General features: G+C 52.7%; 28 protein-coding genes. 8 read left to right on the plus strand and 20 right to left on the minus strand.

Annotated elements, in window-relative coordinates:
- Positions 1–11 precede the first annotated feature (11 nt).
- The 5 genes from EUZ85_RS26510 to EUZ85_RS26530 form a co-directional block, all read right to left on the minus strand.
- Entirely contained in the window at positions 12–737 is a 726-nt protein-coding gene (locus EUZ85_RS26510; protein WP_127973144.1) for an SOS response-associated peptidase, read from the minus strand.
- Positions 738–827: 90 nt separating this feature from the next.
- Positions 828–1,238, minus strand: coding sequence for a hypothetical protein (locus EUZ85_RS26515; protein ID WP_127973145.1), 411 nt, complete (start codon positions 1,236–1,238; stop codon positions 828–830).
- A gap of 21 nt (positions 1,239–1,259) precedes the next feature.
- Entirely contained in the window at positions 1,260–1,586 is a 327-nt protein-coding gene (locus tag EUZ85_RS26520; RefSeq protein ID WP_127973146.1) for a hypothetical protein, read from the minus strand.
- A 24-nt stretch (positions 1,587–1,610) separates the two neighbouring features.
- Positions 1,611–2,009, minus strand: coding sequence for a hypothetical protein (locus EUZ85_RS26525; RefSeq protein WP_127973147.1), 399 nt, complete (start codon positions 2,007–2,009; stop codon positions 1,611–1,613).
- 23 nt (positions 2,010–2,032) lie between these two features.
- Positions 2,033–2,932 carry a LysR substrate-binding domain-containing protein gene (locus EUZ85_RS26530; protein WP_127973148.1) on the minus strand — a complete coding sequence of 300 codons (900 nt, stop codon included), beginning with the start codon at positions 2,930–2,932 and terminating at the stop codon, positions 2,033–2,035.
- A gap of 184 nt (positions 2,933–3,116) precedes the next feature.
- Between EUZ85_RS26530 and EUZ85_RS26535 the strand changes: the two genes are divergently transcribed.
- Both EUZ85_RS26535 and EUZ85_RS26540 read left to right on the plus strand, forming a co-directional pair.
- Positions 3,117–3,974, plus strand: coding sequence for a PhzF family phenazine biosynthesis protein (locus tag EUZ85_RS26535; RefSeq protein ID WP_127973149.1), 858 nt, complete (start codon positions 3,117–3,119; stop codon positions 3,972–3,974).
- Positions 3,975–4,152: 178 nt separating this feature from the next.
- On the plus strand, positions 4,153–4,620 hold the full coding sequence (locus EUZ85_RS26540) for a LysE family translocator (protein WP_241566871.1): 468 nt from the start codon (positions 4,153–4,155) through the stop codon (positions 4,618–4,620).
- A gap of 10 nt (positions 4,621–4,630) precedes the next feature.
- On the opposite strand, the gene EUZ85_RS26545 is transcribed toward EUZ85_RS26540, so the two are convergent.
- Positions 4,631–4,978, minus strand: a complete 348-nt coding sequence (locus EUZ85_RS26545; RefSeq protein ID WP_127973150.1) for an antibiotic biosynthesis monooxygenase — start codon at positions 4,976–4,978, stop codon at positions 4,631–4,633.
- Positions 4,978–5,331 carry an NIPSNAP family protein gene (locus tag EUZ85_RS26550; protein WP_241566872.1) on the minus strand — a complete coding sequence of 118 codons (354 nt, stop codon included), beginning with the start codon at positions 5,329–5,331 and terminating at the stop codon, positions 4,978–4,980. Before EUZ85_RS26550 ends, EUZ85_RS26545 begins: the two co-directional genes overlap by 1 nt.
- Before the next feature lie 85 nt (positions 5,332–5,416).
- Between EUZ85_RS26550 and EUZ85_RS26555 the strand changes: the two genes are divergently transcribed.
- The gene (locus EUZ85_RS26555) at positions 5,417–6,142 is read left to right on the plus strand and encodes a helix-turn-helix transcriptional regulator (protein WP_127973151.1); all 726 of its coding nucleotides are present in this window, start codon (positions 5,417–5,419) and stop codon (positions 6,140–6,142) included.
- A gap of 74 nt (positions 6,143–6,216) precedes the next feature.
- Complete coding sequence (locus tag EUZ85_RS26560) at positions 6,217–6,426, plus strand: hypothetical protein (protein ID WP_127973152.1); 210 nt, start codon at positions 6,217–6,219, stop codon at positions 6,424–6,426.
- 122 nt (positions 6,427–6,548) lie between these two features.
- Here EUZ85_RS26560 and EUZ85_RS26565 read toward each other — a convergent pair whose 3' ends face one another.
- The 3 genes from EUZ85_RS26565 to EUZ85_RS26575 form a co-directional block, all read right to left on the minus strand.
- A complete protein-coding gene (locus tag EUZ85_RS26565; RefSeq protein ID WP_127973153.1) occupies positions 6,549–7,610 on the minus strand; it encodes a matrixin family metalloprotease in 1,062 nt (353 codons plus the stop codon).
- A 72-nt stretch (positions 7,611–7,682) separates the two neighbouring features.
- Positions 7,683–8,543 carry a hypothetical protein gene (locus EUZ85_RS26570; RefSeq protein WP_127973154.1) on the minus strand — a complete coding sequence of 287 codons (861 nt, stop codon included), beginning with the start codon at positions 8,541–8,543 and terminating at the stop codon, positions 7,683–7,685.
- Positions 8,544–8,690: 147 nt separating this feature from the next.
- The gene (locus EUZ85_RS26575; protein ID WP_164887368.1) at positions 8,691–9,275 is read right to left on the minus strand and encodes a response regulator; all 585 of its coding nucleotides are present in this window, start codon (positions 9,273–9,275) and stop codon (positions 8,691–8,693) included.
- A gap of 667 nt (positions 9,276–9,942) precedes the next feature.
- Here EUZ85_RS26575 and EUZ85_RS26580 point away from each other — a divergent pair.
- Both EUZ85_RS26580 and EUZ85_RS26585 read left to right on the plus strand, forming a co-directional pair.
- Positions 9,943–11,883 carry a hypothetical protein gene (locus tag EUZ85_RS26580; protein WP_168199906.1) on the plus strand — a complete coding sequence of 647 codons (1,941 nt, stop codon included), beginning with the start codon at positions 9,943–9,945 and terminating at the stop codon, positions 11,881–11,883.
- 86 nt (positions 11,884–11,969) lie between these two features.
- Positions 11,970–14,054 (plus strand): AbfB domain-containing protein, encoded by a 2,085-nt coding sequence (locus tag EUZ85_RS26585; RefSeq protein ID WP_206617956.1) that lies wholly within the window; start codon positions 11,970–11,972, stop codon positions 14,052–14,054.
- A gap of 78 nt (positions 14,055–14,132) precedes the next feature.
- On the opposite strand, the gene EUZ85_RS26590 is transcribed toward EUZ85_RS26585, so the two are convergent.
- From EUZ85_RS26590 to EUZ85_RS26600, 3 genes are all read right to left on the minus strand, one after another.
- The gene (locus tag EUZ85_RS26590) at positions 14,133–15,203 is read right to left on the minus strand and encodes an ABC transporter substrate-binding protein (RefSeq protein ID WP_127973158.1); all 1,071 of its coding nucleotides are present in this window, start codon (positions 15,201–15,203) and stop codon (positions 14,133–14,135) included.
- Between the two features lie 189 nt (positions 15,204–15,392).
- A complete protein-coding gene (locus tag EUZ85_RS26595; RefSeq protein ID WP_127973159.1) occupies positions 15,393–16,001 on the minus strand; it encodes a response regulator transcription factor in 609 nt (202 codons plus the stop codon).
- A 202-nt stretch (positions 16,002–16,203) separates the two neighbouring features.
- Complete coding sequence (locus EUZ85_RS26600) at positions 16,204–18,618, minus strand: ATP-binding protein (protein WP_127973160.1); 2,415 nt, start codon at positions 18,616–18,618, stop codon at positions 16,204–16,206.
- Between the two features lie 87 nt (positions 18,619–18,705).
- On the opposite strand from EUZ85_RS26600, the gene EUZ85_RS26605 reads away from it, so the two are divergent.
- Positions 18,706–18,894, plus strand: coding sequence for a hypothetical protein (locus EUZ85_RS26605; RefSeq protein ID WP_127973161.1), 189 nt, complete (start codon positions 18,706–18,708; stop codon positions 18,892–18,894).
- Here the strand turns inward: EUZ85_RS26605 and EUZ85_RS26610 are convergent.
- The 6 genes from EUZ85_RS26610 to EUZ85_RS26635 form a co-directional block, all read right to left on the minus strand.
- Positions 18,882–19,994 carry a hypothetical protein gene (locus EUZ85_RS26610; protein WP_127973162.1) on the minus strand — a complete coding sequence of 371 codons (1,113 nt, stop codon included), beginning with the start codon at positions 19,992–19,994 and terminating at the stop codon, positions 18,882–18,884. The two genes, EUZ85_RS26605 and EUZ85_RS26610, sit on opposite strands and share 13 nt — an antisense overlap.
- Before the next feature lie 29 nt (positions 19,995–20,023).
- Positions 20,024–20,329 (minus strand): transcriptional regulator, encoded by a 306-nt coding sequence (locus EUZ85_RS26615; RefSeq protein ID WP_127973163.1) that lies wholly within the window; start codon positions 20,327–20,329, stop codon positions 20,024–20,026.
- Between the two features lie 125 nt (positions 20,330–20,454).
- Positions 20,455–20,877: a hypothetical protein gene (locus EUZ85_RS26620; protein WP_241566873.1), complete on the minus strand. Its 423-nt coding sequence runs from the start codon at positions 20,875–20,877 to the stop codon at positions 20,455–20,457.
- A gap of 92 nt (positions 20,878–20,969) precedes the next feature.
- Positions 20,970–21,800, minus strand: coding sequence for a hypothetical protein (locus tag EUZ85_RS26625; RefSeq protein ID WP_127973165.1), 831 nt, complete (start codon positions 21,798–21,800; stop codon positions 20,970–20,972).
- A 580-nt stretch (positions 21,801–22,380) separates the two neighbouring features.
- A complete protein-coding gene (locus EUZ85_RS26630) occupies positions 22,381–22,740 on the minus strand; it encodes a DUF6559 family protein (RefSeq protein WP_127973166.1) in 360 nt (119 codons plus the stop codon).
- Positions 22,741–22,774: 34 nt separating this feature from the next.
- Positions 22,775–23,200 (minus strand): type II toxin-antitoxin system RatA family toxin, encoded by a 426-nt coding sequence (locus EUZ85_RS26635; RefSeq protein ID WP_164887369.1) that lies wholly within the window; start codon positions 23,198–23,200, stop codon positions 22,775–22,777.
- Positions 23,201–23,486: 286 nt separating this feature from the next.
- Here EUZ85_RS26635 and EUZ85_RS26640 point away from each other — a divergent pair, with 286 nt between their 5' ends.
- Positions 23,487–24,392, plus strand: a complete 906-nt coding sequence (locus EUZ85_RS26640) for an alpha/beta fold hydrolase (RefSeq protein ID WP_127973168.1) — start codon at positions 23,487–23,489, stop codon at positions 24,390–24,392.
- A gap of 47 nt (positions 24,393–24,439) precedes the next feature.
- Here the strand turns inward: EUZ85_RS26640 and pap are convergent, their stop codons facing one another.
- Positions 24,440–25,939, minus strand: coding sequence for a polyphosphate:AMP phosphotransferase (pap, locus tag EUZ85_RS26645; protein WP_127973169.1), 1,500 nt, complete (start codon positions 25,937–25,939; stop codon positions 24,440–24,442).
- Between the last annotated feature and the right edge of the window lie 13 nt (positions 25,940–25,952).

Consider the following 25,952-nt stretch of genomic DNA (forward strand, 5'->3'; position numbering starts at 1 on the left):
GGTTACTATCATCAGAACAGCTCTGCCTGCTCAAACTGATTCAGCTTGACGTCTCTGACGCCAGTATTGATCGGCTGGATGGCGTCGCTGCTTTTGTTGGTTGCGGAGCCGATTGAAGGATTAATAGGTATGACTTCCCAGTCGCTCAAATCGCGTGGGATCAATATCTCGCGGACTTCACTCAACGGCGTCGCAGGATCAACCCAGGCGTCGAACTGATCCGGCGATAATAGCGCCGGCATTCTGTCATGGAGCCAGCGGATGGAGTCGCTGGCTTCGGTAGTGATAATGGCGCAGGTCTCCAGATAATGCTCTTCTTTCAACCAGACATCCCAAAGCGCGGCGAAATAGCAATTCCCTGAGGCAGGTTTGAGATAGTAGGGCTGCTTAACGCCCTTCTCGATGCGCCACTCGATAAATCCTGACGCAGGGATGACGCCGCGCCGGTATTTAAAAGGGCCAATGAACGCGCGACTTTTCTCCAACGTTTCCGCCCTGGCGTTGAACATGCTGAACTTATTGGAAATTTCCGACGCCCAATGCGGCGTTAACCACCAGCGCATTTCCCGCAAATAGCGCTTGCCGCCCTCCTGAATCGCCACCATCACCGCTTCCGTCGGCGCAATATTAAACATATCGCCAAACCAGCGTTTGCGCAGCCCGGTGGCGTCAAAACCAAAACCTTCCATCGCCGCAACGATTTCAGCGGATGCAGTGGCGTTGAATCTGCCGCACATGAGGTACGAACTCCTTGTTGAAACTTTCCGACAATCACTGCCCTTTGACACTGAGAGCCGCATAGATACTTCAGCTAACTGATACCGAAGCTATTTAAGCCAGGGTAATAGCAGCATGAAAAATATAAAGACGATAAACCCTATTACAGCTACTGCTGAAACCCAATGTTTTACAGACGTCTCAGTGTTTTTGACATACTTTATCTCCTTCCCAGAGACACTTTTATTCGGCCCCATCCTCCAAAATAAAAACAAAGCAATTCCGATAGAGATGACGATCAGGTAGACCTTATCTATAAATTGCTCAGCAGCCAGATTAAGCCAGGGAATAGTCACTAAATATATCAGCACAACCATTCTGCGCTTATTGTATTGAGACTGATCAACCACCTTGCCTTCAATACGAAGGTGCGCACTACAAGCTGGGCAGTGGAAGGACATAAATCGCCACCACCTTACTTCGATATTCGCGCCACATTCTGGACATGGAAGCATTTCCATCAGCCGCTCCTTCTACCTCGGCTACAAAGATCCATTAAACTTAGCCGCCGCCGTCATAAACACCCCCAGAAAATACATATTGCCGAGTTTAAACTCCCGGTCCAGCCACTTGAGAAACAGCCCAACCAACACAAGGCAAGCGGGAAGAATAACGACACCCACCAGGAAATTAGAAACTGCGACGGTAAGTATATCGCCAGCGTCCTCAAGCCCCCAGGCAACTCTACATGCCCATGCTAAGGGAAGAGTATGCACACTTAGCAATATGATGATCATGAACAGGGGGACATCTGATTCGAATAGTTTTTTGAGCATTATTCTCACTTCACAGAGCGTTTTATCATGCACAAACCTCTACTGTGTCAGGCAAGTTCAGACACTATGATCCCTTGCTTCACTGTAACGTTCATACGCCTCTCCAAACTCCTTTTCCATGGCGATGCGGACCAGAGCGGGGTAGCCAAACCAGTATTGCCGCCTTATTGCGTCCAAATAAGCGGCGTCGCCCATATCTTCGCGGTAAATCCGTTGATGAATTCGATCAAGCGGCTCTTTATCTATCGCTAATAAGCAGTGTCGATATTTCTTCATCAGCAGCCGAAGCTCTTTTTTGCTACGCACGCCAAACTGCAACAGTTCGTCCAAGACCTCGCTCAGGTCCGACTGTGACGCACAGTCATTGTTTTTAGGGAATAACGAGCGCATCAGTTTTTGAAGATAATTCAGATCAATAGCTTCCTGATCCAGCCGCTTGCGTTTGTTCAAGTGCATATTCTTCTCAGAGCTCCGCAATATTAGTCCGATGAACTCACCAACAACCTCGTCAACCAGTCCCGAAATTTCTTCACTTTTGGCCAGTCCGCCCGTTCATAGGGAGTGGCGAAGTAGTAGGTGAAAGGGGCCGGGATCGGGTCTGCATCCAGGGCGATGAGGCTGCCGTTGGCGATGGCGTCCGCGACGATGTAGGTGCGGCCGAGCGCTATGCCCTGGCCCGCCTGGGCCGCTTGCAGCACCAGTTCAGTCCGGCTGAAATAGATAATATCTTTGCTGACATTGACGCCTGCGCGCTGCGACCATTGCTCCCAGCTTTTCATACAGTTATCGGAACCATCGTTGGCAGTGGCCAGCAAGGTGGCCTGCTGCAACACCTGAGCTCCGTTCATATCGGAATACTGCTGTAATAACAACGGGCTGCAGACAGGGAAAATCTGTTCCGTTCCCAGCGCCTGACTGTAAAACCCGCTCGGCGGCGCGGATGCGAAACGCAGCATCACATCCGCGTCGCTTGACCCGGCGGGACGAATACTTTCTTCCGTATTCAGATACACGCGAATGCCGGGATGCAGCTTGTGAAACTCAGGCAAGCGAGGCAATAGCCAGTACATTCCAAAGGTAGCGAAAGTCTCCACCCGCAACACGCCCTCTTCCCGCTCGCTATGGATCTGATCCAACGCGCCTTTGATCTCGCCCAGGGCTTTACGCACGCCTAACAGCAAACGCTCTCCCTGAGGCGTAAACCGCATGCGTCGCGTGGTTCTCTCCAACAGAGGAAAGCCGAGCTGGGCTTCCATGCGCTTGATGCTCTGACTGATAGCGCTCTGGCTGACGCCCATGGCGGATGCGGCGGCGGTGAAGCTTTGCTGCTCCGCTATCGCCTCCAGGTAAAGCAGGTCGGCAAGAAGTTTTCTATCCACTGTCAGGAATCTCAGGTTTGATCAAAGCGCCATTCACCACTTATGAGCATCGCGACAATTCATAAGCAATACTAATAAGTATATCGTTCGATATGGTGGTCAGTTCGTCTCATAATCCTCTCAAAACCTGTCAATAAAGCGCAAATGTTTTATTAACTACATCTTGTATAGCGGAGGCGAACCGATGAATCGTTCAGTCAAACTAATAAGTTCCTTCGTCGATAATGGCATTGGCGGTAACCCAGCCGGAGTCGTGCTGGAAGCAGACGGCATGACGGAAACGGACATGCAACGCCTGGCCAGCATAGCCGGCTATCCGGAAACTGCATTCGTCTCGCACTCTGATGTCGCCACGGTGAAATTGGATTTTTTTACCCCCACCAAGCGGATTCCCCACTGCGGACACGCCACGGTCGCCGCCTTTTCCGTGCTCGCGCAGCAGGGTAAGGTCGCTCAAGGCCGTCACAGTAAAGAAACTGTCGATGGTTTGCGCAATATCCGCATCGAAGGCGACAAAGCCTATCTGGAGCAAATTCGTCGCCATGTGACGCCGCTGACGGCGGAGCAACAGGAAGCCGCCGCCCACGCCCTGGGACTGGAAGCGGAGCAGTTAAACGCGCTGGCGGCGCCCCATGTAGTCAATGTCGGCGTCTCTTTTCTGGTGATTGCGCTCCACACCATGGATGATCTACGCCGTATCAAACCTGATATGCAACGCATCGCCGCCTTAAGCGAAACGCTCGATCTTATCGGCTTTTATGTTATCAGCCCGGAGACGGAAGTCAGCGAACGCACCATCAGCGCCCGTATGTTCGCTCCCTATTACGGCATAGAGGAAGAGTCCGCCACCGGCATGGGCGCCGGCTGCGCCTCGGTATACCTGTATGAAGTTCTGGGCCAGCGAAGCGAGCATTACCTCATCGAGCAGGGCCGTTTGATGACGCCGCGCTCCCCCAGCCTGATCGAGGCGGAGCTGGAAATCACAGACGGTTTGCCGCATCGTCTATGGATCGGCGGCGTCGCCAAAATCATGGAGGGGTAAGTCATGATCGATACCCTGCTCTCCGCAGAACTGGTGCAGGTCAGCATGATCGCGGTGTTTATGGCGATCAGCCCCGGCGCCGACTTCGCTATGATCACCCGCAACAGCCTGTTCTATTCGCGCCGCGCCGGCCTGATGGCGGCGCTCGGCGGCGCTCGGCGTCGCCAGCGCCACCTGGGTGCATACCGCGTATACCCTCGCCGGACTGGTCGTCTTGATGGCGAGTTCGGTATGGCTATTTACGGCGGTGAAGTGGATGGGCGGGCTTTATCTGGTTTATATCGGTTGGAAAACCTGGAAAAGCCGCCTGGAAATCCCACTACAGCATGAGCTTTCGAACAGCGCAAAATCAGACTGGGCGTATTTCCGCCAGGGTTTCATCACCAACGCCACGAATCCCAAAACCACCCTTTTCTACCTGAGTATTTTTACCCAGGTAGTGAAACCGGACACCTCATTGGCGGCGCAGTTACTCTATGGACTGATCATCAGCCTGGCGCACGGGCTGTGGTTCTCGATCCTGGCAATCAGCATTACGCACCAGCGCGTGTTGGAAAAATTGCGGGCAGGCGGACGCCATATCGGCCGCGCCCTGGGCGGAGCCCTCATGGCGATGGGCGTGGGCCTGATGGCGTCTCACAGATAAACCGTCTCAATCAATCCAGGTGGACAGCGCGGCTGTCCTCCGGCGCCTGCGCCCGGTCCGTCATGCCATAGTCTCTGACCACCGCAGCAACACGCAGCCGATAATCAGAGAACACATCCGCACGGCCACACTGCTGCGCCATGCGGTGCTCCACCTGATTGCGCCAGACTTTCGCCCCCTCTTCATCCCGCCAGAAAGACAGGGACAACAGTTTTTCCGGCTGACTCAGGCTTTGAAAACGCTCGATGGAAATAAAACCGTCGATGTTTTCCAGCAGAGGCTTGAGGTCCTCGGCTAGACGCAAATACTGGTTTTTTCGCTCCGGCTTGGGCTCCAGCTCGAAGATAACCGCAAACATCAGCTTACCTTCCCAAGCGCCTGAGCACTCAACTTCAATAACGTATCCGGCGCCGCAGTGAGAAACGTGCGACGTTCCTGCAGAATGAATTTATGCGCCTGGGCGAACTGAAAGTTCTCCCGACCGGCGGGATCGCTTTTCAGGCGGGTCCGATAAGCTTCATAGGCGGCCAGGCTGTCGAAACCAATAAGTCCGTAGGCGACATAGTTAGTTCCCTCATGAGGAAGGAAATAACCGATCAGTTCCCCGCCGCACTCCGGAATAATACGCCCCCAATTTCCCGCATAGGTTCTGAATGCGTCCAACTGGAAAGGATCGATGTTGTATTCAATAAAGCAGATCAGATTCATCATCGTTGTCTCTGTTTGGGTTTTCCGGCAGTCTAACCGCACCAGGAAGCCATGCTTCGACGCTCATCGAACTGTCATTGAACCTCTCATGCCGAACGAACCGCATTTCAGCCCAGACCCAAACCAGGCTCCGGACATAACAAAAGTCGCAGCCCTTATCGGCGACGCCGCTCGCGCTAACATGCTCATCGCCCTGCTGGGCGGAAAAGCGCTGACGGCGACAGAGCTGGCTGCTGAAGCGGACATCACCGCCGCCACCGCCAGCAGTCACCTGAAAAAGCTGACAGACGCCCACCTGGTGATCGCGCAAAAACAAGGGCGTCATAAATACTTTCAACTTCGCAGTCGCGTAATCGCCGAGTTCCTGGAAACGCTGCTGAATGTTTCAGCCACCATGGAGCACAGCCGCACGCTGACTGGCCCAAAAGATCCAGCGTTGCGGCATGCCCGCATCTGCTACGACCACTTGGCGGGAGAAGTTGGCGTCAGCCTGTTGGACGCCCTCAAAAGTAGTGCCGTATTGATCGAACAGGATCAGCAACTGCTGCTGACCTCAAGCGGTCGCGATCTGTTTAATTCATTGGGCGCGGATGTGGGCAATCTGGAGAAACTGCGCCGACCGGTATGCAAAAACTGTTTGGATTGGAGCGAACGTCGACACCACCTGGCGGGCTCGCTCGGGCAATGGGTTTTACGGGACATTCTCAATCGGGGCTGGGCGCGGAAAGATCTGGATTCTCGGGTGATCCGTTTTACTCCCGGCGGCCTGCAGGCACTGCGCAAACGCTACGCGCTGACAGACCTTCCCGCCTGAGTTTTCATCCTGGCATAAAGCTTGTAGCAGCTTAAGTGATCATCACATTCATACAAGCCATAGGGAGAAACGCCATGAGCAAGCCAACCAAGGAAAAAGACACGGATAAAACACCCGATAACACAGAAACAGACATCGTAGACGAAGTCTCCGATCAGTCCTTTCCCGCCAGCGATCCGCCCTCTTTCACGCCAGTGGATCACTCCGGCCCGCCTCAGCATGAGGAAGACGATAAAGACAAGTCCAAGAAGAAAAAGTCCACGGCGAATACCGCCGAGTCCTGATGCGCCCCTCCTGGGGCTGATTTGTAATTCTTACACGCATGATCATGAAAAATAGAAAATGCGCTGAAGACGGACCTCGTCAGGTCCGTCCCAGGAGCCAGGGATACGACGTTTTTTCATTGTTAATAGATCGTGATGCTTCTGGGCATTTCCATATAGTTATTGCTTTCAACCGATTCTGATATCGCATTGTTCGGGTCGACTATGAACCCAAGCCAATAGGTCCCCGGCGCCACCGTAGTGGGGATATACAACGTACGACTGAATGTCCCCATCGCGCCCTCGGAGCCCCAGGCGCCGTAGTTGGAGCCTAGATACGTGTCTCCTGTACTGATGTAATTATTTGTGGACAGATAGAAGTTGATATCGAATGTCTTGGTCGCCGTACTTTGATTGCTGAACGTGAACTGGATAGTGACGTTCGTACCGCGATAAGCGTAGGTAGGGCTGGACACCAATCCGGATGTGCCTGTGCCGGTGCGTTTAAATGCCGAGCCGGCGATGTCGGTCTCCGTGGTGCTGTCTGGATAAATCACCCGTGAGCCAAGACGATCATCCGCCAAGGGGTCCCATTCCTTGTAGTGACCCAGGGGGCCGCTATTCGGGTAATAGGAGTTCATAGTGGCCATCCAGCGGTTTTCATGCAGTAAACCCAGGGCATGCCCAAGTTCGTGCAGAGCGACGCTTTCAAAGCTGTAGGGCGATCCCAGACTGGCGTAATTCAGGTCTCCCAGGTTCCAACTGATATTGTTATTGAAACCGATATCAGTTTCGTCAATGCCATACTGATAGCCGAACAGCCAGTAACAGTGGTAACGGGTCAGGGTCACCGCCAGGGTGCTGCCTCCCAGGCTGTTATCAAGATAGACTTCATTACGCCCGTTATTATCGTTATGACTGCCATCCGTATCGCGATTGACATAGTAAAGAAAGCGGGAGCCTTTAACGTTATTCCAATGCCACATGGCGTTCTGCAACCGCGAATCCCAAGTGCTGCCTGCCGGGAATGAGGTAGTGCTGATATACATCGTGGTCTGGTTGCCGTTCCACTTGATCGCATTGCCGTCGCAAGTGCGGTAGGTATAGGCTCCGGCGAACGGCGCCGCCAGGCAGAGAGTCGCCAGCAAAATCAGCCGGACGTCGCTCAGCCCCGATAGAAATGTGTGAATAGCTTGACGATACATAGAAAGTCCTCCTTCTAAACGTACCTGTCTTCGAATAGCCGCTCGTGACTGGTTTGCGCTTGACGCGCATGATCAGTCCCGATCCATGGACGACCTTGCCCCTTGGAGAGTTCTACGAGGCAATGCGGAGGCGGCGGAATCGTCGCTCATGGTGTTGGCGGAGGCGGCGGAGCCTGCATCACGGGCCTGACGTTCAAGCCCCTGTCCCACTTTCACGGAGCGCAACTCCTGAGCGAACGCGCGCGATTGCGCCTGGCTCCGCACCATGCCAAGAAAGCGTTCGGCGCTCATCGGCTCGCCTTTAGCTTCCTGCGGCGCCAGCATCGCTGCGCCGCCGTCAGAACGACCGGCGCTGGCTTTGCCTTGCGCGCTGCTGGCGTTGGCCAGATGCGCCGAACTGGCGATTTGCGCGCGTTGAGCATGACGGTTCGACTTCAGAATTTCGCCTTTCTTGCCGACGCCAAATACTTCATTGCCAACCTCATCAGTGACGATAGCGGCGCCGCGTTCATCATTCTGCAGGCGGAATACGCCCTGCCCCCAGCCAACCAGAGGCACCATGCGCTGGCCGTTGCCTTCGACAAACAAGACGACCCGTTCGCCAGCGCTGAACTCAGGGCTGCCTTCAACGTGCAGGCCAGTACGACCGTCATAACCGCCGCTCATCATCAGCGTAAGTTCATTATCGTGATAAACCCCGGCCAGGGTCTCAACGTCCGCCAGGCGGACATAGGTGTACAACTGCCGGTCTTCAGCCCGTTGCGATACCACTTCCTTCACCGTTCCAACCACAATGCCCTGCGCCTCAGCGACCAACGAATTAAAGTCTTTGTAGATTAACGTCGTCGCCTGCGCGGTAGCCGCAAGCATCAATGCGGCGAGCAATGGAAGGAGCAACAGACCCGCACCTGAATGTAGGAGTAATTTCTTCATTTCCAATCTCCTTTTAGAGAAATGAGGTGGGTGTTACTAGCAGAGGGCATGAAAGCCCTCAAAGGTGATAATAACTCACGTACAAATCATGAAAAGTGCAAAGATTTTGGCGCCCCTTAGTGATTGAGACCGTTCGCCAAGACCCTATCAAAGCTTTTTCAGGTGGTATTGGACTAACTGGCGGGAAATCCCCAAAAGACGCCCCAGCCCCTTCTTGGAGCCGGTGATGGCGATCGCCATCTTAAATATCAGCGTCTCAATTTCCGCGGTAAGTTTTTTCAGGTCCAGCTCATCATCATCGCTGTATAACAGCGGGCTGACGATTCTGTTGATGCTGGAAGCCAATGACATAGGAGAGGAAACCGTCTGCAGCACAGCTTGCTCAAATGTACCCAGATCAAAAGGTTTATCGATAACGTAAGAAAAGCCACAGCGCATCGCCAGGACAGTATCCGCCCGTGAGCCGTTGGACGTAACGCCAAGGACAAAGGGAGCGACGGGAAATAACCTTATATCATTAAGCAGGGAGGCGACGCCGCCGCCTTCCAGCGTGAAGTTGATCACCGCCAGTACCGGGCGCCACTCCAGTAATTCCCGGCGGGTTTGCTCTACCGATGCGGAAACGTGGATGTCCGCATGAGGCGCCATTTGCGCCAGAGTATGCCGCAGCCTGGCGCATAAAACCGGACTCTCCTCCGCCAACAATATTCGGTTGATTCGCACACTCAACATAATCCCAGCCGCTCCTGCCAAAAGCATTGGACTCAGCGGGAAAAGAAGCGAGATCAACAATTTCCCTGTTAACGCCGTGCTTCCCTGTTACATTCGGAGAGCGCCGCAAAACTGTATCTTGGTTACATACCGGTATATCAGTCACACAACGATATATCAGCGGAGCAGCCTCTCCGTTTCGCATAAAATTCGAAATCGCTCACAGGCTTCCCCTGACTTAAAGTCTACGACTGCGCCCTAAGAATAGGCATCCCGCGTTATGGGTAAACGATGGTTTAGTCTCGCCGCAACAATAAGCCGGTCAGACCTCGCAACCTCTATGCATCCTACAACTGTAGGATTATCAGATTGGCTGATGTCGATGAGAATACGTGCTCCTTCGTCTTCATACAGGCACTAGCATGAGTGACGTTTACGAAGGGGATAGGACATCCAACAGGAAATTATTCAATATGGAAATAGGGTATAGATCATGAACAATAATACTCTCATCAAGGCGCTCGCCCTCTCGCTTCCGACGCTCATCAGCCCCGATGCGCTGGCCTTGACCAACTGCGCCAGTGACTTTCAGTTTTCAAAGGATCACAACCTTCCAGATAACGTGGTTTCTCTCCAGGTCAGCGCCTCCGACTTTAGCTCGCTGGCTTCCAAGGACTTGAGGGCGGCTGTGCTTGCCAATATCAACAACAAAGTATACGAGTGCTTTCAAGACGACTTTCACTTTGTGAACGTAATTAGAAACTTGGACAGAAGCGTAAGCGACGGAGCCAATCAGACTAACTACCATCGACTTGGAAATTCGAATACTCAACTCGCCACAATCTTTTACCCTAATCGCAGCAACATCGCTTATGGCGCCAGTCTGCATGAAATAGGTCATACTTGGTCCAATCGCATCGTTGAAGCCAACGATCTGCAAGGCAAGTCCGTGGGCGGACATTGGGGGCTATCAGACGCTAATGGCGCAGTTGGCGGTTTCGATCCAGATAAACTCACATTCTCATCAGGCGTCTACCGCTACGCCGGGTCCAGCATTAACACCCAGTGGGGAACGAACGCAATTCCGTACTCAGACCTTGAGTTGTACATGATGGGCATAATGGATAAGACATCCGTTTCCCCTCTTAATGTCTACAGAAATCCACGCAATGTATCTATTGGCGCCGACGCCATTACCTTCAATGCCGACAAGCACGTTTACTCTGTTGAGGACATAGAGGAACTGGCGTTCAGCAACGTCAACGGATTTACAGGATCAAGCGCCAGCAAATCCTTCCGCTCCATTCACATTGTCGCCACGGTCAGTCCACTAACCCAGTCAGAGTGGGAAGAGGTCAGCACTCAGGTAAGCTGGTTCAGTCACCCCGGAGATGACAGTATATTCGCGGATAAACTGGGCGATAGCGCAGTTGAAAGACTCAATAACTTTTGGGAAGCCACCAAAGGAAAAGGAAAATTAAATGCGGGAGGTTTGTCCGACTTTCTGCTCGGCGCAGGTGAAACCAACCCTCCCCGCGCTTCTCGCAAACCCGTCAATATATGTTGGACTGGGAACACAGATGAATATGACGCTTATATCAATGAATCCGTAAACGAATTAAATCAGAACTATAACTATAAGTATGGATTCAGACTGAGCTGTGGTCTTGATAGCGATTCATTCGGGATGTTGAATATCGATGCTGGCGCTTCATTTCAGGTATCTCTGGCAACGATGGATAAGGTCAGCATCAATACAAATACGACCGACCCCAGCTGCACTCAAAAATGTTACAAAAACCAAGTTAAAGAGCTCATTTTTAAAGGCCTTGCCGTTATAGCCGCTCTTAAAAGTGAAGCGCCTGAGAAAGTAGCCGCCAAACATTACCACAGCTGTCAATTAAAGGATGACGCCTCTGTTTCGTGCTGGGGAAGTAACTCATTCGGCGGAACGGACGCGCCTATGGAAAGCTTCAAGCAGGTTACTGTCGGCAACTTCCACTCTTGCGGGATCAAATTAAACGACGAAGTGCAATGCTGGGGTTACAACGGTAACGGTCAAACCCAGCCCATTCAGGGCGTCTACAAAAATATTGTCGGCGGAGACTATGCGACTTGCGGCATTAATAACGATAACGAAGCGGTTTGCTGGGGTAGATTAAGTTACCTGCCTCCACAGAAAACTAAGGTGAAGCAGCTAAAACTAGGCTCTTATCATAGTTGCGCCATTATGTTAGATGACTCTATTCAATGCTGGGGAAGCAACTTCAGCGGTTCCGCAACGCCTCCTGCCGGTAAATTTTCCAAACTCAGCACGAACTACTCTCAAAACTGCGCAGTAAGCTTTGATGGAAACGTCACCTGCTGGGGACAGAACAACTACGGTCAGACTAATTCCCCTGCAGGAAACTTCGTAGACGTATCCATGGGCTGGGGTCACGCATGCGCTCTTCGCGCCGATGGGGCAATTAATTGCTGGGGCCTAAATGAAGACGGCCAGGCGACGCCCCCCAATCAAAGTTTCACCGAAGTTCACGCCGGCATGAGACACACTTGCGGCGTTACTTCTGACAATACCGTCCAATGCTGGGGCAGAAATGCTGATGGCGAGACTAACGTTCCGCTTTAACGCATAAAGGCCGCCCCACTCAAAAAGAGGATCAGTTGCAGGTGCGGCTGATCCTCCCATAACAATCCACGATGGAGAACAAGAAGTTGCAACTAATACGGAACATTAGCCTGCTTATTGCCGGCGCTACCATTGCTTCAGGAACAATGGCGGCGGAGTTAGGCGATGAAGTGAAATTGGTGGACATCACCAACCAGAACGTTTTCAGGCACAGCAGTTACTGGCTGTGGCAAAATCCCTTGCCGGTGGGCGCCAGTGAGCTGGATATTCAGGACGCTACGTTTGTCTTGAGAGCAGGCTTGGCGGAGAGTAACTGTTACTCATTTGAATCCAAAAACTATCCGAATCATTTCATCCGTCACACCGGATCAAGATTACGTATTTCCCAGAGCGATAATTCACAACCATTCAAAGAAGACGCCACATTCTGCTTTGGCTCTGACCAAACGCTTAACTCGTTTAACTCCCCCAATAGCAAGTTGACGGTAAACAGCAATAACGAAGCGTGGATTTCCGGCGACTACAGCCACAGCACGTTATTGCGTCTGCGGGAAAACAGAGAGTCGCAGGCCTGTTGGAACGGCGTGACGGGCCAGTTCAATAACGTATCGGGCAATAACGCCCTTAACCTGGCCTGCCAGGCCCAGTTTGGCGCAGGCTCCGCCATGACAACCGCCGGCGCCGCGCGCTACGTCTGCGTCACACCTGGAGGCGCAACTCAGTCGATCAACTACAAGCCTTGCTCTTCCTCCTTGTCAGACATCCTCCTGAAAGCGGGATGGCGCACTTATCAATACCTGGATGACATGTCCGAAGGCGACAAGCGCAATACCTTGATCGTGGAGCTGTACAATCGCAGCGCCGACGATATCGCCAGCCTGCAACAGCGCAGCGACGAGGACCTTGTCGCACGCGGAGAAACATATTTGTCCCTGCTAAACAGAGTGGGCTACGGCGAAAAAACAAGAATCGAACAGCTCACCACGGATCAGCAGTATCAGGAACTAAACGGCGACAAGGCTGAGTATCTTGCGCAACACTTGCCGGTGGCGAGAGTATCGCAGCTTCCCCTGGCGCAACGTCAGGCGCTGATTCGCGATAACCTGCCCATCTGGATATTGCACGGTTCCGAGGATTACTATCCGAAGGCCTTCCAGCAATATTTATCCGCAGACGTAAAGTTCGGCCGCGCTGACGGCGTTTACTACAATCTGCGCGCGTGGGTGGACAAGCGTCATCACGACAAAAACGGTTCCCAAAATTCCGTCAGACCCGGCGAAAACAGAATTACGCCCAATATTTTCGTGGACAGAATGGGAGACAGAAGCGACGTCAATGTCTCTTCCATGGCGCCGCAGGCTGCGCCCACCTACGCCACTTATCTCGAAACCCAAAGCGGGGAAGTCTGGATCAGATATTTCCTCTTCGCAGGCTACAATGACACCTCCGCCACCAACCCTGGCAGCGCCATCGCAGGCAATCACTTTGCTGACTGGGGACATATTTCCGTCAAGTTAACGAATCAGGGCGGAAAATATATTCCTGCTGAGTACTATTTCTCTGCGCACGCAGGCGGCGAGCATTTCGCGGCGAACGACGGCCGGCTGACCTTTTACGACGCCAACCTGAACGCAAGTACGCCATCATTGAAAGAAGTGGGCTTTGACGCAGCGAGACAGAGCGGAAAACATCACGTTGGCGTCTATCTCGCGCTGGGGACTCATGAGGCTTATGCGCAGGCGGGCAACCATAGCTTTCTGGACGGGGCCAGCACATTCTGGGATATCACGCAGTTCGGCTCCCTGGTGATTCCATTCGCCGATACGCTGCCCAATAACTCCAAGTACTCCTATCACCCTTATCCTGCCTGGGATATGGGCAGCCCTATGAACAACGCTTATTTCCAGTCTCACACGATGACGCCGGAACAAGCTCAGGTGCATTGGCTGCAAAAGGTTCCTGAAGTCATCTTCGGATCAAGCGATCCCAGCCATCAGGATAGCTTTATGCAGATATTCACGACCAAGTACAAAGCGAGTGAGAGCGAGAGCAACCGCAGAGCCATCCAGAACTGCGGGCAAGACGACGGACTGTTTGAAAATAACGAGAACTTTACGGCTAAAAATCCGATCACGAAGATTTTTGAGTGGGGCGGTAATTTCAACAACTAAGACGTTTTCATAACTCCTTATTCGCCATTAGCTCCTTGAGCCAGCCTTGCAGTGGAGCTAATTGGCGCTTTTTTTGGACTATCTTTTCTTCTCCTGCGATGCAACTTCTTGCGTCCAGCGATCCAACAGGCGTTGTCGGTTTATCCCCGCCCACTCGAAATCCAATGGCAGCAGTTTTACATCCTGCAATTTAATCTGCTGGTTTTGCTCTTTATACAGCTTGCTGTATGTGGGTATGCGATCGCTGCCCGCGTTTTTTATTAACGACTGGCCTTCCCAGGAGAGCGCGAAGTCAATAAACGCCTGCGCTTTCTGCACATCCTGGCCATCGTGCTTGATGATGCTCAATCCGCCAATTTCATATCCCACGCCTTCAGGTGGGACGATAAACGCCACATCGCCGTCCTCGATGGACTTCACGACCTCATGATAAAAGGTAATGACGATGCCGATCTGTCCCGTCGAAACACGATAAGTCTGGCCTTTGCCGTAATATTCCACGTTCTGATGCAGTGCTTTGAAGTAATCGAAGGCGGCGTCTTCTCCCATCAACGCGATCATACTGATCAGGGTGGTAAAAGCCGTACCTGAAACCAGAGGGCTTTTCATACCGATCATGTCGCGATACACAGGGTCTGCAAGATCCTTCCATGTTTGCGGAATCGGCGCGCCCCTCTCCTGCAGGAACGGCTTACTCACGACAATTCCCAGAATACCGCCATACAATCCATTCACCGTTCCCTCCATAAAAGGGCCGCCCAGCAAAGGCTCCAGCTTCGTCGTCTGCGGCGAGACATAGGGGACCAGATATCCTTCCGCGCCCGCCTGAATATGCGACCCCAGACTGCCGCCGAACCAGATATCGCCATTACCGGAACGCCGCTCATACTGCAGTCTGGCCATCGCCGCGCCGCTGCCGCGCATCTCAATGATTTCCACAGGTATCCCCGTTTTTCGGGTGAATGCATAACTCACCACATTCGGATACTCCGACAGCACGCTGTATAAAATCAGAGGCTTAGTCGCCGGACCGGTCTGACTTGCAGCTTCAGCAGGAAGTTCAGCGCCTTGCGCGAATGACAGCGGCGCGAGCAAAACAGTAAGGGAAAGCAGCCGCCGGAAATGGCGACATCGGTTGGCGAAATCCATTGCATGACCACGTGTATCGACCGTCTAAACTCAACGCTTCCAGTAAGGTTCCGGAAGCAACATCCGCCGCTTTCTGCAATACGAATCAGACAGTTAAGTGCGCGCAACAGAAAGAAATACGGGTAAGGAAGGGTAAGGCGCCGGGAAACAGGTTGTCAAAAGAGGGAGAGTTAAAAGGCCAAGCGGTTCTCAGTCGATAATGATGCCGCGCTTTTTCGCCGCCATCACCGCCTGCGTGCGGTTCTCCACGCCAAGATGATCGATAATGTCGGAGACGTACTGCCGAACGGTAATATCAGAAATGCCGAGGTTCCTGGCGATTTCTTTATTCGATAATCCCTGAGTCAGGTACTCCAGGGTCTCAAGATGCCGAGGCGAAAACGATGGCAGTTGATCATGACATTGCGTCACGGTCACCAGCTCTCCGCGCAATATCGCCAATAAGCCTTCCTGCATTTCATGCTTTTTGGCGGATTTGGCGATAAATCCATTCACGCCCAGCGCCATCACGTTCTGCACGTTAGGCCCCATTTCCAACGCGGACACCACCACTATCGGCAACAACGGATAAGCGCCGCGCAACTGCTTCACGCCATCCAGGCGTTGCGTGCCGGGTAGCTGGATATCCAGAATCAACAGAGACAGATCCGGATGTAATACGAGCTGCTCGCTCGCCCTATAAAAGTCAGACGCCTCCACGATCTTGGCGTCCGGAAAAATTTCCATAACCAAGTGCCGCAGGCCGTCTCGATACAAGTCATGATCTTCGGCGATGAGTATTTTTTTTGAAGCCATCATAAGGAAAGTTCTCAATAGTCCCTTAAATTAGACCAAACAGGTAGCCGCCCAGCTGATACCCCCAGCCGGAATAATGCGCGCAGCCTAGTCAAAACCCCTCTTGGTTCCAATCCTGCAAATGTAGGATATCCCAACGTTGGCAGAGGAATCGGCGGATCATCGACGACATTTCTTATCTCTAATGAGTTCATTGACGCGGCGCTCATACCGTTTCGGACTGCCGCTGGTTTTGCGCATGCATCAACAAAGAGCGCAACTGGGCTGGCGCGACAGGTTTGTACAACATCAACAATCCCATCTTCGCCGCTTCCTGCATGCGCGCCACAGAAGTGTCTCCAGTGATCAATGCTGGCGTAAACGGCGTTTGCAGCCGCTGCGACATAAGTTCAATCGCAGCCACGCCGTTCTCGCCATTCGCCAGCTCCACATCCGCAAGCAGCAAGTCTGGCGCGCCGGAAAGCGTATCCAGTTTATCGCCTAATTCCATCAGGCTGCGCGCCAGCACAACGTCACAACCCCACCCTGTCAGCAACGCTTCCATCGCCTGCAGTATCTCTTGGTCATCATCCAATACGATGACCAATTGACGCGCAGGGACGGCCGCCAGCTCTGTCTGCGCGTCAACTTGCGGCATGTCCGGTTTGGCGACCCGCGGCGCTTCGAGAGTGAAGACAGAGCCTTTGCCTGATGCCGATTGCAGGCTCAACGGAAGCTCCAGCAATTTCGCAGTTTTCTCCACGATGGATAAGCCCAGCCCTAACCCATCGCTGCGCTTATCCAATTGCACAAACGCTTTGAATACTTCCTGCTGCTGCTCTCGCGTCATCCCCACGCCGTTGTCACAGACCTGAATAAATAGCCTGTCGCCCCGGCGTCGACATCCCATCAGCACCTTGCCGCCCTCGGCATATCGTAAGGCGTTGGTCAGGAGATTGCGCAGCATACGCTCCAGCAGCAGAGAATCCGTGTGAATATAGACGCCACAATGCGCGACGCGCAGCCGTACGCCCTGGGCTTTCGCCTGAGCGCGATACTCGCCCTCCAAAGTGCTGAGCAGGGAGTCCACGCAAAACGTCTCTTTATTCACCGTCACTGCGCAGGCTTCGAGCCGCGCCATGTCCATCAGGGCGTTAAACAGTTTGGTGAGAGAATCGTGGGAGGACTTGAGTCGACGCATATGCTTGGCGCCAGTGGCGTCCTCCACATAAGGCTCCAGCGCAGAGATAAACAGTCCCATGGCGTGCAAGGGCTGGCGCAGATCATGACTGGCCGCCGCCAGAAAACGGGACTTCGCCTGATTGGACGCTTCCTCCGACAGCATCGCTTCCCGCATGGCGTAAAAATAACGCTCTATGCGGCGAATATCATCCTGCTGCTCGTCGCCCTTCGCCCCCGCGCCCTGCTGCTCCAACAACTCGTCTCCCAGCAGCGTCAACTGCTTTATCGGGCGAGTGATCACCCCCGAGTAGTGCCAGGCGACGACGCCAATGATAAAGATCACGCCGATGACGATAGCCAGCCCAACGCCCAAAGTGGCGTACATCTCATTGAAAATGGGTTGACTGGGTATCTCCGTCACCAGCGCCCAGGTTTCGCCATAGACGTCCACCGGCGTGGAAACCGCGAGCACCTGGGCGCCATCATAGGACGAATACGTCTGTCGCGCGCTCAGTCCCGCCAAAGCGGACGCAACCGCCGGATTATCCATGCTGGCGGGGCGCTCGGTTATTCGCGTCAAGGCGGAATGCAGTCGATGATCCGGCGCGACCAGATAGGTTTCGCTCAAGCCGGCCAGATGCGCAAACCCGCCCAGCAGACGACAGACGCTTTCATTGCTGTATTGCAAAACCACTACACCCACCAGCTCGCCGAATTCAAACAAGGGCTTGGCGACATAATTCACGAAGTGGTTGCGGCCAGGATAGGGATAAAATCCGGTGAACACGCTATCGGTAGAGAGGGCTTCGGTGTGAGTGGCCACTTTCTCGAACATGCTCGCCAAACCGGCATCAACACCGGTTGAGTAACGCCCTGATTTAAGGTCTTCACCGAAATAGGCGCCTTTCTTTACCGAGTAAACTACCCGGCCGCGTCGCTCAATCAGATACATATCGTCAATGGCGAAGCGTTCGCTGAACGAACGCAACCGGGTATGGAAATCGGCGTGAATATTATCGTAATAGGCGCGGCGAATGAGGCCGCCTGCAGAGGTCGATAATGATGACGCGCTGGAAGCCGCCGCCCGTTCAGCGAACAAGGACTTCAGGATAGCCGTGCGTTCACTGTCATCAGGCGTCAGATGCATGACGCCAATACTGAACTCTTTCAGATAATGCAGAGCCGGCGTGTTATTTTCTGACATCCCATGGCTGGGGGCTTCGCCCACAAACACTTGCGCAGTGGCCACCCGTTCTTTGAACAGCTCCGACACCTGATTGCGCTTAACGTCCTGCACGGAAGCCAGGTGTTCATATCCCTGCGCCGTCATATTTTCCGAAAAAGTAAACGCGAGGATCGCCGCAAATAACAACAACGGCAGCACGCTCAGGCTGAGGCAGATCAGGATAAGTTTGCTGCGAACGCTCAGGTTCCGCTGAGCAATCAAGGTAAGGGCCATCTCACCCCCACTGCGCCCTGTGCTGCGGACTTGTGCGCAGGATCAGAACGACGGATAAGGGGTGACATTTCTGTACAGGTGAAATAAATGGCGTCTTTCAACATCTTCAAACCAGTCCATTTTAGTGGGCGCGCGGTTCCTGCGCTGTTCGGCGCAGCCTGGATCGACAATCAGACAGACTGTCAGGCCATAGCGCCTATCGAATTGATCTTAATCGTTTTTTCTCGCCTCCGACAACATACCGACGCCAATGGTGTGAACGGTTACGACAAGTAGGCTTTGTAGTTTTGCAGATAGAACGTCGAGATGCAGGAGTCCGATAGAGGAAAGCGCGTTGCATTCAGCGCATGCAGGACATCCGCTATAAGAGAAGGCGCGATGGACATGGTGTCGCCGGTATTGCGGTAAGGTTCTGCGCAAACCAGGGCAAGCAGCTCCAGCAGTCGCTTTTCCGTTGCCTGGCAAGGCGCAGGATTAGCGAAAAAGAGACCACAGATAGCAGACAGAAAGGCGCCCTCTTTTTCAAACAAATTGATGAAGCAAGGTTCGCCCTGATTCCTGCTCTTAGCTTTCGCCTCTACGAGAAGATCGTTGATTCGGCCGATCAATGCGTCATCTATCTGCGGTCGGGCGTCCGCCAGCGCACTTTCATATTTGCTAATCAGGTCGGCATGCAGGACCGGCCGGTCTGAACCGGTATACAGGTAATAATCAGCGACCTTTTGCAGCAATGCGTCAAAGTCGGACAGGTCCTGCTCTTCCACGGTGATAACTTGAGTAGGTCCGAACACTTTATCGAACACGTCATCGGCGATGGTTTGTTTAGCCAAAGCCACACTTTCCGCTTCATCCAGGTCCCAACTTGCTGCAACAAACGCCACGAAATCATCGACCGTATTCATTGTACGCAACTCCGCGCTTGCTTCTTTCAGAGCGTCGACGTGCGCCTCCAGGTAGAGATCAGGGAGGAGCGAGAGAAGACGTCCGGCGGTTTCCCGCTCATCCGTTCCTGCGTCCTCGTCTTCCGACACATCAAAATAGTCACGACAGAGCTCATTAAGCAATACGCTGAATTCTCCCAGCTCATCATTGCCTTCCGCCCGAATGGAAAAGTCGTCCACATTGAATTTGCGTCCGCTAAAACCCAGTAAATCTGCGGCGGAGTGACTCTCACTTTCGGTAAAAGACTGATAGCCAGCCAGATTATTTACGCCAACCACACAGTAATAGTGATGTACGCGCACATCGATAATGAACGCGTAGATATCTTCGTTATAGGGCGACTGCTTGATCTTTGCGATCAAGTCCAGCAGATACCCGCGCAGCGCTTGCCGATAGCTTTGTATTGTTTCGCGCAACGCCTGTTCGCTTTGCATGAGTCGCCTCCAAACGTTTTATCTATGCCCTATCGGGACTTTGCGGAGAATACCGGCTCGTCAATAAACGTGCCTTTGCACTTGGGGCATTTGCCCGGCTTTTTGACTCGGGAGCGGTCTTCGAATACGTAGTCGCACTTGCCGCAACGGGCAGGTTCAATGTTCAGAGACCCAGTCTTCTGCAAATGCTCCAGATGACCATAAATTTCTTTTTCGGATTTTCCTATCAGCTTGGATAAAGAGCCGACTGTAAAAGCGCCATCCTGCAACACGGACATCAGTTCCCGCCTGACCGTTTCATTGCGTTCTTGTGGAATGGGGGTCTTTGATTTCATGTGTTCCATGCATTGTTTTGGCAATCGCCACTGCGCCGGTCATGAAGCGCAATAAGTTCGTCATTACTTACACTGACGCAGGGCTTCATCGTGCTCAAGTGGGCAATAATAAACCAGCGGCGCCCCTACTTGGCCTTACCGGCTTCCAGTATCGGCAGCCCGGCTTCAGTGGGAATATAAATCCGTTCGCCATTCCCGTCCTGCAAGCCTTTAATCCAGACGTAGCGCAGATAGGCTTCATTGTCTTTCAGTGACGCGCCGATTATTTTGTTGGCTTCGGCGGCGGCTTTGGCTCTTTCAATATCCGCCTGCCCTTCGGCTTTGGCGCGCGCAATCGTCGCCCTGCCTTCCGCTTCGGCCAACGTGACTTGAGCTTTCGCCTGCAAAAGCGACGCCTGTTCCTTGGCTTTGGCTTCTTCTATCAGAATCTTCTTGGTCCATTCCGCTTCCCGCAGCGCGGCTAATCCGTCCGCCTCCATTTTGTAGATTTTGTACTTTGGCCATCCCCATAACGCCAGAAGAATGAACGCCACAAATGCGACAGCCAAAAATATCAGAGATCCTAACGCCAGTGCTTGTCGGTTTTGATGCATCTAAAATTCAAGTCCAAGAAGTTTACAAAAAGAAATTCGACCGAAGATCAATCCTCACTCAACGTATCCAGGTCCTCGTAGCTGTAATAGCTCCTGCCATGGTCGTTTTCATTCACCCACACACCAGCGCCGCCTGAATCGAACTCAATCGTCATACTGGAGCCTTCAGCGCCATTTACTGTCAATACGCCGTCGGTGGGCGCAGCTCCTATATAGCCAGTGACTTTTCGACTGGTCATGACACTGAAAGTATTGCCTTCAACCAAAGAGCCCGTCACATAATAAGACTGGGTATAGCTATACTCGTCATATTCCAAGTCCATTTTCAAACTTAAGCCGCCGATAGTAACACTTTTGCTGGAAGACGCCTCTCTCAGACTCACGCTTCCACCCATATTTACATTGCCTCTGTCGCCACCTCCGTATAGGTTTCCAGACGTAGACAACACACCGTTAATAAAAAAGTCTCCATCATTGGAGCAGTTATTGAAGCCGAACTTACCAGAAAAGTTGACCGTATCGCCGCCATCATTAGAGGAACCTGTGATATCAAGATTCAACGTGCCGCTGACGTCGCAGGCGAACGTCTCGTTAAACCTCTCCGTCGCATTGGCGGACCGTCCCGCCTCCAGCGCTTCAAAATATTTCTTTTGCTCAGGGATAGCGGACACTGCCGCAGCGCCATCGAATCCGCTTTCAATCCCTCCAGTAAAATCGGAAGCCACAACAATCGCAGCCACTGCCGGCGCGTTATCTTCATTGATAACCAGAGTGTTGGCTGGCTGATTACTGCTGGAGCCACCGCCGCCTCCACCACCGCAACCGACTAAAGAAACGGAAAGCGTAAGAAGACTACATGCCAAAGTTTGGATTTTCATATTGATATCTCTGGAAATTTTGGAATTCATCCACATTGAATTAAAGGATAAGTGAGAGAGGAAAATTTAACGACCAAATCTCACGTCCTGCATTCTAAACAAATGTTAACTTGGCAGGCAAACCTTATAGTTTAACCCTGTTCAGCGTCCATTAATGTAGGCCCCACAAAGCCCCATCTCACACAACACCTTCAAGTTGATTCCTGTTTTTTTTAATAAAGGTAAACCGCCAGTCCAAGAAAAAAGAAAGCAGCTTCATCCCAAGAGACCCGAAATACTGAACGATACCGATGCCGCCCCAAGTTTTAATTAGATAGTAAGGCAAAGTAACCAGCTATAAGAAAAGCATGAAGGCGTGAAACCCAAATGACGCTTTAAACAATTGTCTCTTTCGCTTCTTCGATACCCAAAGAGCGATTAAAGCTGCAAATACAAAACTCCATAACATATCTGTCGAGTTAGAAACATCGAAACCCTGCAGATTCAAATATACTTGAGACTGCGCATATAGAATGGATAAGGCAATCAGGAGCGCCAATATCATATTGTGGATTTTGTTCATTAAACTTCCCGTACGCTTTTAATCCGATCCGCCACAGGTGGGCGTACCTCCTGGGGCATTTCCAGCTGAGGAGAGCCTTCTGATATTCACTTTAAAGTCTAAATCGCCAGCGAAAAACCTGTCCGCCAACTCTTTCCGAACTCTCTCGTACTCCAATTCTGGAAAGTGCTCTGTGAAAGCCGCCTCAATATTTTCCTGAACGGCAAACAGCGCGACGGCGTAATGAGTATACTTGCCAGACAAGCCGTATTTAGAAATCGCTGTCATAATCTGTCCAACTGTATATTGAGGTCCACCGCCATAATCCTTACGCAACGCAGACGGGAGCACCCGCAAGTATTTATTCAGCGCACGGCGCTTAAAAAAACCACTTAACATATTAGTCCTTTGGAAGATTAATTTGTTTGAATTATTACTGGATAGCTTCAGCATAATGTTTAAGCGCGGACAGTCTACGTTCAGCGCTACGACCAAATACAAAGTTAATTACTGGCGTCACAATATAACGCAACCATGATGGCGCGCCAGTGATGTTATATTTGAAGGTCACTTTACTGCTGTCAGGGGATATTTGCTGAAATGTCCAGGAGCCGGCGAATTTGGCGAACGCCCAGGGACCTCGCATCATTTTTATCGCGACAACGGATGGTCGTTTATAAGAAACATACTCCACGGTCATGGAGAAACCGTTTTTCGCTACGATTTCAAGCTGCAATCCCTTTGCAGGCTGGTTCCCATTTAAAAAACGATAAGATTCTGGAAACGGGTCCCATGCCATGCGTTGACTGTAGTCCTGGCTGAGGTCAAACAGCATCTCGGGAGACGCTTTTATTTCCAAACTCCGCTCTATCATTTTTCACCGCACCAGATCGACACGCGCAGACCACTGCTCACCCGCCTCGGCATCGCCTTCCCGGCAATTTTCCTCTGGTCGCAAGCAGCGGTCTCATTTAAAGTAGAAAGGCTTTCCATCACTCCCACAGACTTCCCGGCGACAAGGAGTTTCCGTGAAGCGCGCAGTTGTTCACCTGATGGATAAGCGCCGTACGTATAACTATTAATCCTATAGCTTTCAAGAAGATTACTCCTTTAATCAGGCTGAAATCCGAAAAAATGGAGCCGCCATGGACGATCAATGGATAAATAGAGAGGAATACCCTTTCGCATCGCACTATATTGAGCTCGGACCGGGACGTATGCATTACGTCGACGAAGGTCAGGGCAAGCCTATTGTCATGCTGCATGGCAATCCCACCTGGTCCTTTCTGTATCGCAACATGATCAAAGGCTTGTCCGGACAGTATCGCTGTATTGTCCCGGATCATATCGGCTTCGGCTTATCCGACAAGCCTCGCAACTGGTCTTATCTGCCGCAAGATCACGCCAAAAACCTGGAAACGCTAATTGAGCGGCTGAACCTGCAGGACGTCACGCTGGTGGTGCAGGACTGGGGCGGCCCAATCGGCCTTTCCTACGCCCTGAACAACCCTCATAACGTGCGCCGGCTGGTGATTATGAACACCTGGATGTGGTCCGCGCACGGCGACGTCAAATATGAGACCTTCAGCGCCTTGATGGGAGGACTGTTCGGGCGCTTTATGATCAAGCGCTTCAATGTTTTCGTCAGCGTCTTGCTCAAGCAGGCGGTGCAGCAAAAGCTGAGCGCAGATGTCTACAAACACTATTCGGAGCCGCTGAAAAACCCTGCGGAGCGCAAAGGCTGCTGGGTGTTTCCCAAGCAGATCATCAAAGCGGACGAGTGGCTGGAAGAGCTCTGGGAAAAGCGCGCCAACATCGCCAACATTCCTGCGTTGTTATTATGGGGGATGAAAGACTTCGCCTTTCAGGAGAGGGAGTTGCGCACCTGGATGCAGCTGCTCAATCACCACACTGCGGTGACTTTCGATGACGCTGGCCATTTCCTGCCCGAGGACAAGGGCGTGGAGGTTTGCCCTCTCATCGCCGACTTCCTGCGGGACGCAGAGCCGACGTTTCAGCGTGAAGCCAGCGCACCCGCGCCGGCGATCTAGGCTGGAATGAGTCATCATCGAAGGAGTCAGGGCGCAGACCGCCCTGGCTACCCGCGCTTTTCCTGCAACGCTTTCTCCAACCTGTCGCACAACGTCTCAAGCACAGTTACTCGGGCATGTCGTTTGCTGTTGGCCGGAACCAGCGTCCAGGGCGCATAGTCCGTACTGGTGCGCATGATCATCTCGTGAGCCGCCTGCTCATAAGCCGGCCATTTTTCTCTATTGCGCCAGTCCTCATCCGTGATTTTGTAGCGCTTACGAGGCGTCGCCTTACGCTCTTCAAACCGTCTTAGCTGCTCTTCCTGATCGATATGTAGCCAGAACTTCAGCAGCACGTTACCGTGATCGCAAAGCTGCTCTTCAAAATCATTAATCTCAGAATAAGCGCGACGCCATTCGTCTACGCTGGCGAATCCTTCCACACGCTCGACCAGCACCCGCCCGTACCAGCTACGATCATAGAGGGTGGCGCGCCCCGCCCGCGGCACATGCCGCCAGAAACGCCAAAGATAGTGATGCGCTTTCTCCTCATCCGTCGGCGCGGCGATGGATATGACTCTGGCGATGCGCGCATCGACCGCCTCCATAATGCGCCGGATAGCGCCGCCCTTCCCCGCGGCATCCCAACCTTCGAACAACAAGACCGTAGAGACGCCCTGGTGATAAGCGCGCCAGCTCAGACTGTTCAGCCGCGTCTGCGCCAGCGCCAGTCGCTCTTCGTACTCCTCCCGCGACAGATCTGCAGAGAGGTCGATCTGGTTCAGTACAGTTTCCGTCGGAAAGTCGCCGGGAGGCTTTTTGCTGGAGGCGGCCTTGACTGTTGCAACCTCTTCCTTCTCCTCAGCCAGACGCTTTTCCAACGCCTGCAGAATCGTTTTCGCCACCATGATATTGCGGAAGTAGTCATCCTCGGACTCCACCACGATCCATGGGGTTTCAGGCTGGTCGGTCAGGCGCACCGCGCGTTCGGCGGCCTTGATGTAATCGGAATACCGTTCGTGCAGCGCCTCGTCCAGTTCCGACACCTGCCAACGGCCGTGTTTATCCTTTTTCAGTTCTTTAAACTTGCGCTTCTGATACGCCTTGGAGGTGTGCAGCCAGAACTTCAGAATCAGCGCGCCGTCCTGAGCCAGCATGCTTTCAAGACGATTAATGCGCAGCATATGGCTGTCGAAGTCGACCTTGCTTTGCTTTTCCAAGGAGCGTTTGATCAACTCCCCGGTATACCAGGAGCCATAGAACAAGCCAACGCGTCCACGGGCGGGAAAGGTGCGCCAATAACGCCAGAAACGGGGCCGTTCCGCCTCTTCATCCGTTTTGGGACCAAAGCCGGTAACCTCAAGCCCCCGTGTATCCAGCCATTGATTCAGCAGGTTGACGACTTCACCTTTGCATGTGTTGTCGACGCCTTCCAGCAAGATGTACACAGGCACGCCCGCATTGACCAGGGCGAACTGCGCGAACAACAGCTTGTCCCTGTAATACGCGGCCTGCTTCTTGTAGTCCTTCTTGTCCAGCTTGCGCCCCAGCTCCACTGCTTCAAACATGCTACAACCCTCT

This window comes from Hahella sp. KA22 (assembly GCF_004135205.1).
Taxonomy (GTDB): Bacteria; Pseudomonadota; Gammaproteobacteria; order Pseudomonadales; family Oleiphilaceae; genus Hahella.

Excerpts from the sequence above, each read along its gene's own strand:
- EUZ85_RS26510 (WP_127973144.1), bottom strand. The coding sequence starts at position 737 with ATGTGCGGCAGATTCAACGCCACTGCATCCGCTGAAATCGTTGCGGCG.
- EUZ85_RS26515 (WP_127973145.1), bottom strand. The coding sequence starts at position 1,238 with ATGGAAATGCTTCCATGTCCAGAATGTGGCGCGAATATCGAAGTAAGG.
- EUZ85_RS26525 (WP_127973147.1), bottom strand. The coding sequence starts at position 2,009 with ATGCACTTGAACAAACGCAAGCGGCTGGATCAGGAAGCTATTGATCTG.
- EUZ85_RS26535 (WP_127973149.1), top strand. The coding sequence starts at position 3,117 with ATGAATCGTTCAGTCAAACTAATAAGTTCCTTCGTCGATAATGGCATT.
- EUZ85_RS26545 (WP_127973150.1), bottom strand. The coding sequence starts at position 4,978 with ATGTTTGCGGTTATCTTCGAGCTGGAGCCCAAGCCGGAGCGAAAAAAC.
- EUZ85_RS26550 (WP_241566872.1), bottom strand. The coding sequence starts at position 5,331 with ATGATGAATCTGATCTGCTTTATTGAATACAACATCGATCCTTTCCAG.
- EUZ85_RS26555 (WP_127973151.1), top strand. The coding sequence starts at position 5,417 with ATGCCGAACGAACCGCATTTCAGCCCAGACCCAAACCAGGCTCCGGAC.
- EUZ85_RS26560 (WP_127973152.1), top strand. The coding sequence starts at position 6,217 with ATGAGCAAGCCAACCAAGGAAAAAGACACGGATAAAACACCCGATAAC.
- EUZ85_RS26565 (WP_127973153.1), bottom strand. The coding sequence starts at position 7,610 with ATGTATCGTCAAGCTATTCACACATTTCTATCGGGGCTGAGCGACGTC.
- EUZ85_RS26570 (WP_127973154.1), bottom strand. The coding sequence starts at position 8,543 with ATGAAGAAATTACTCCTACATTCAGGTGCGGGTCTGTTGCTCCTTCCA.
- EUZ85_RS26575 (WP_164887368.1), bottom strand. The coding sequence starts at position 9,275 with ATGTTGAGTGTGCGAATCAACCGAATATTGTTGGCGGAGGAGAGTCCG.
- EUZ85_RS26590 (WP_127973158.1), bottom strand. The coding sequence starts at position 15,203 with ATGGATTTCGCCAACCGATGTCGCCATTTCCGGCGGCTGCTTTCCCTT.
- EUZ85_RS26595 (WP_127973159.1), bottom strand. The coding sequence starts at position 16,001 with ATGATGGCTTCAAAAAAAATACTCATCGCCGAAGATCATGACTTGTAT.
- EUZ85_RS26600 (WP_127973160.1), bottom strand. The coding sequence starts at position 18,618 with ATGGCCCTTACCTTGATTGCTCAGCGGAACCTGAGCGTTCGCAGCAAA.
- EUZ85_RS26605 (WP_127973161.1), top strand. The coding sequence starts at position 18,706 with ATGGCGTCTTTCAACATCTTCAAACCAGTCCATTTTAGTGGGCGCGCG.
- EUZ85_RS26610 (WP_127973162.1), bottom strand. The coding sequence starts at position 19,994 with ATGCAAAGCGAACAGGCGTTGCGCGAAACAATACAAAGCTATCGGCAA.
- EUZ85_RS26615 (WP_127973163.1), bottom strand. The coding sequence starts at position 20,329 with ATGAAATCAAAGACCCCCATTCCACAAGAACGCAATGAAACGGTCAGG.
- EUZ85_RS26625 (WP_127973165.1), bottom strand. The coding sequence starts at position 21,800 with ATGAAAATCCAAACTTTGGCATGTAGTCTTCTTACGCTTTCCGTTTCT.
- EUZ85_RS26630 (WP_127973166.1), bottom strand. The coding sequence starts at position 22,740 with ATGTTAAGTGGTTTTTTTAAGCGCCGTGCGCTGAATAAATACTTGCGG.
- EUZ85_RS26640 (WP_127973168.1), top strand. The coding sequence starts at position 23,487 with ATGGACGATCAATGGATAAATAGAGAGGAATACCCTTTCGCATCGCAC.
- pap (WP_127973169.1), bottom strand. The coding sequence starts at position 25,939 with ATGTTTGAAGCAGTGGAGCTGGGGCGCAAGCTGGACAAGAAGGACTAC.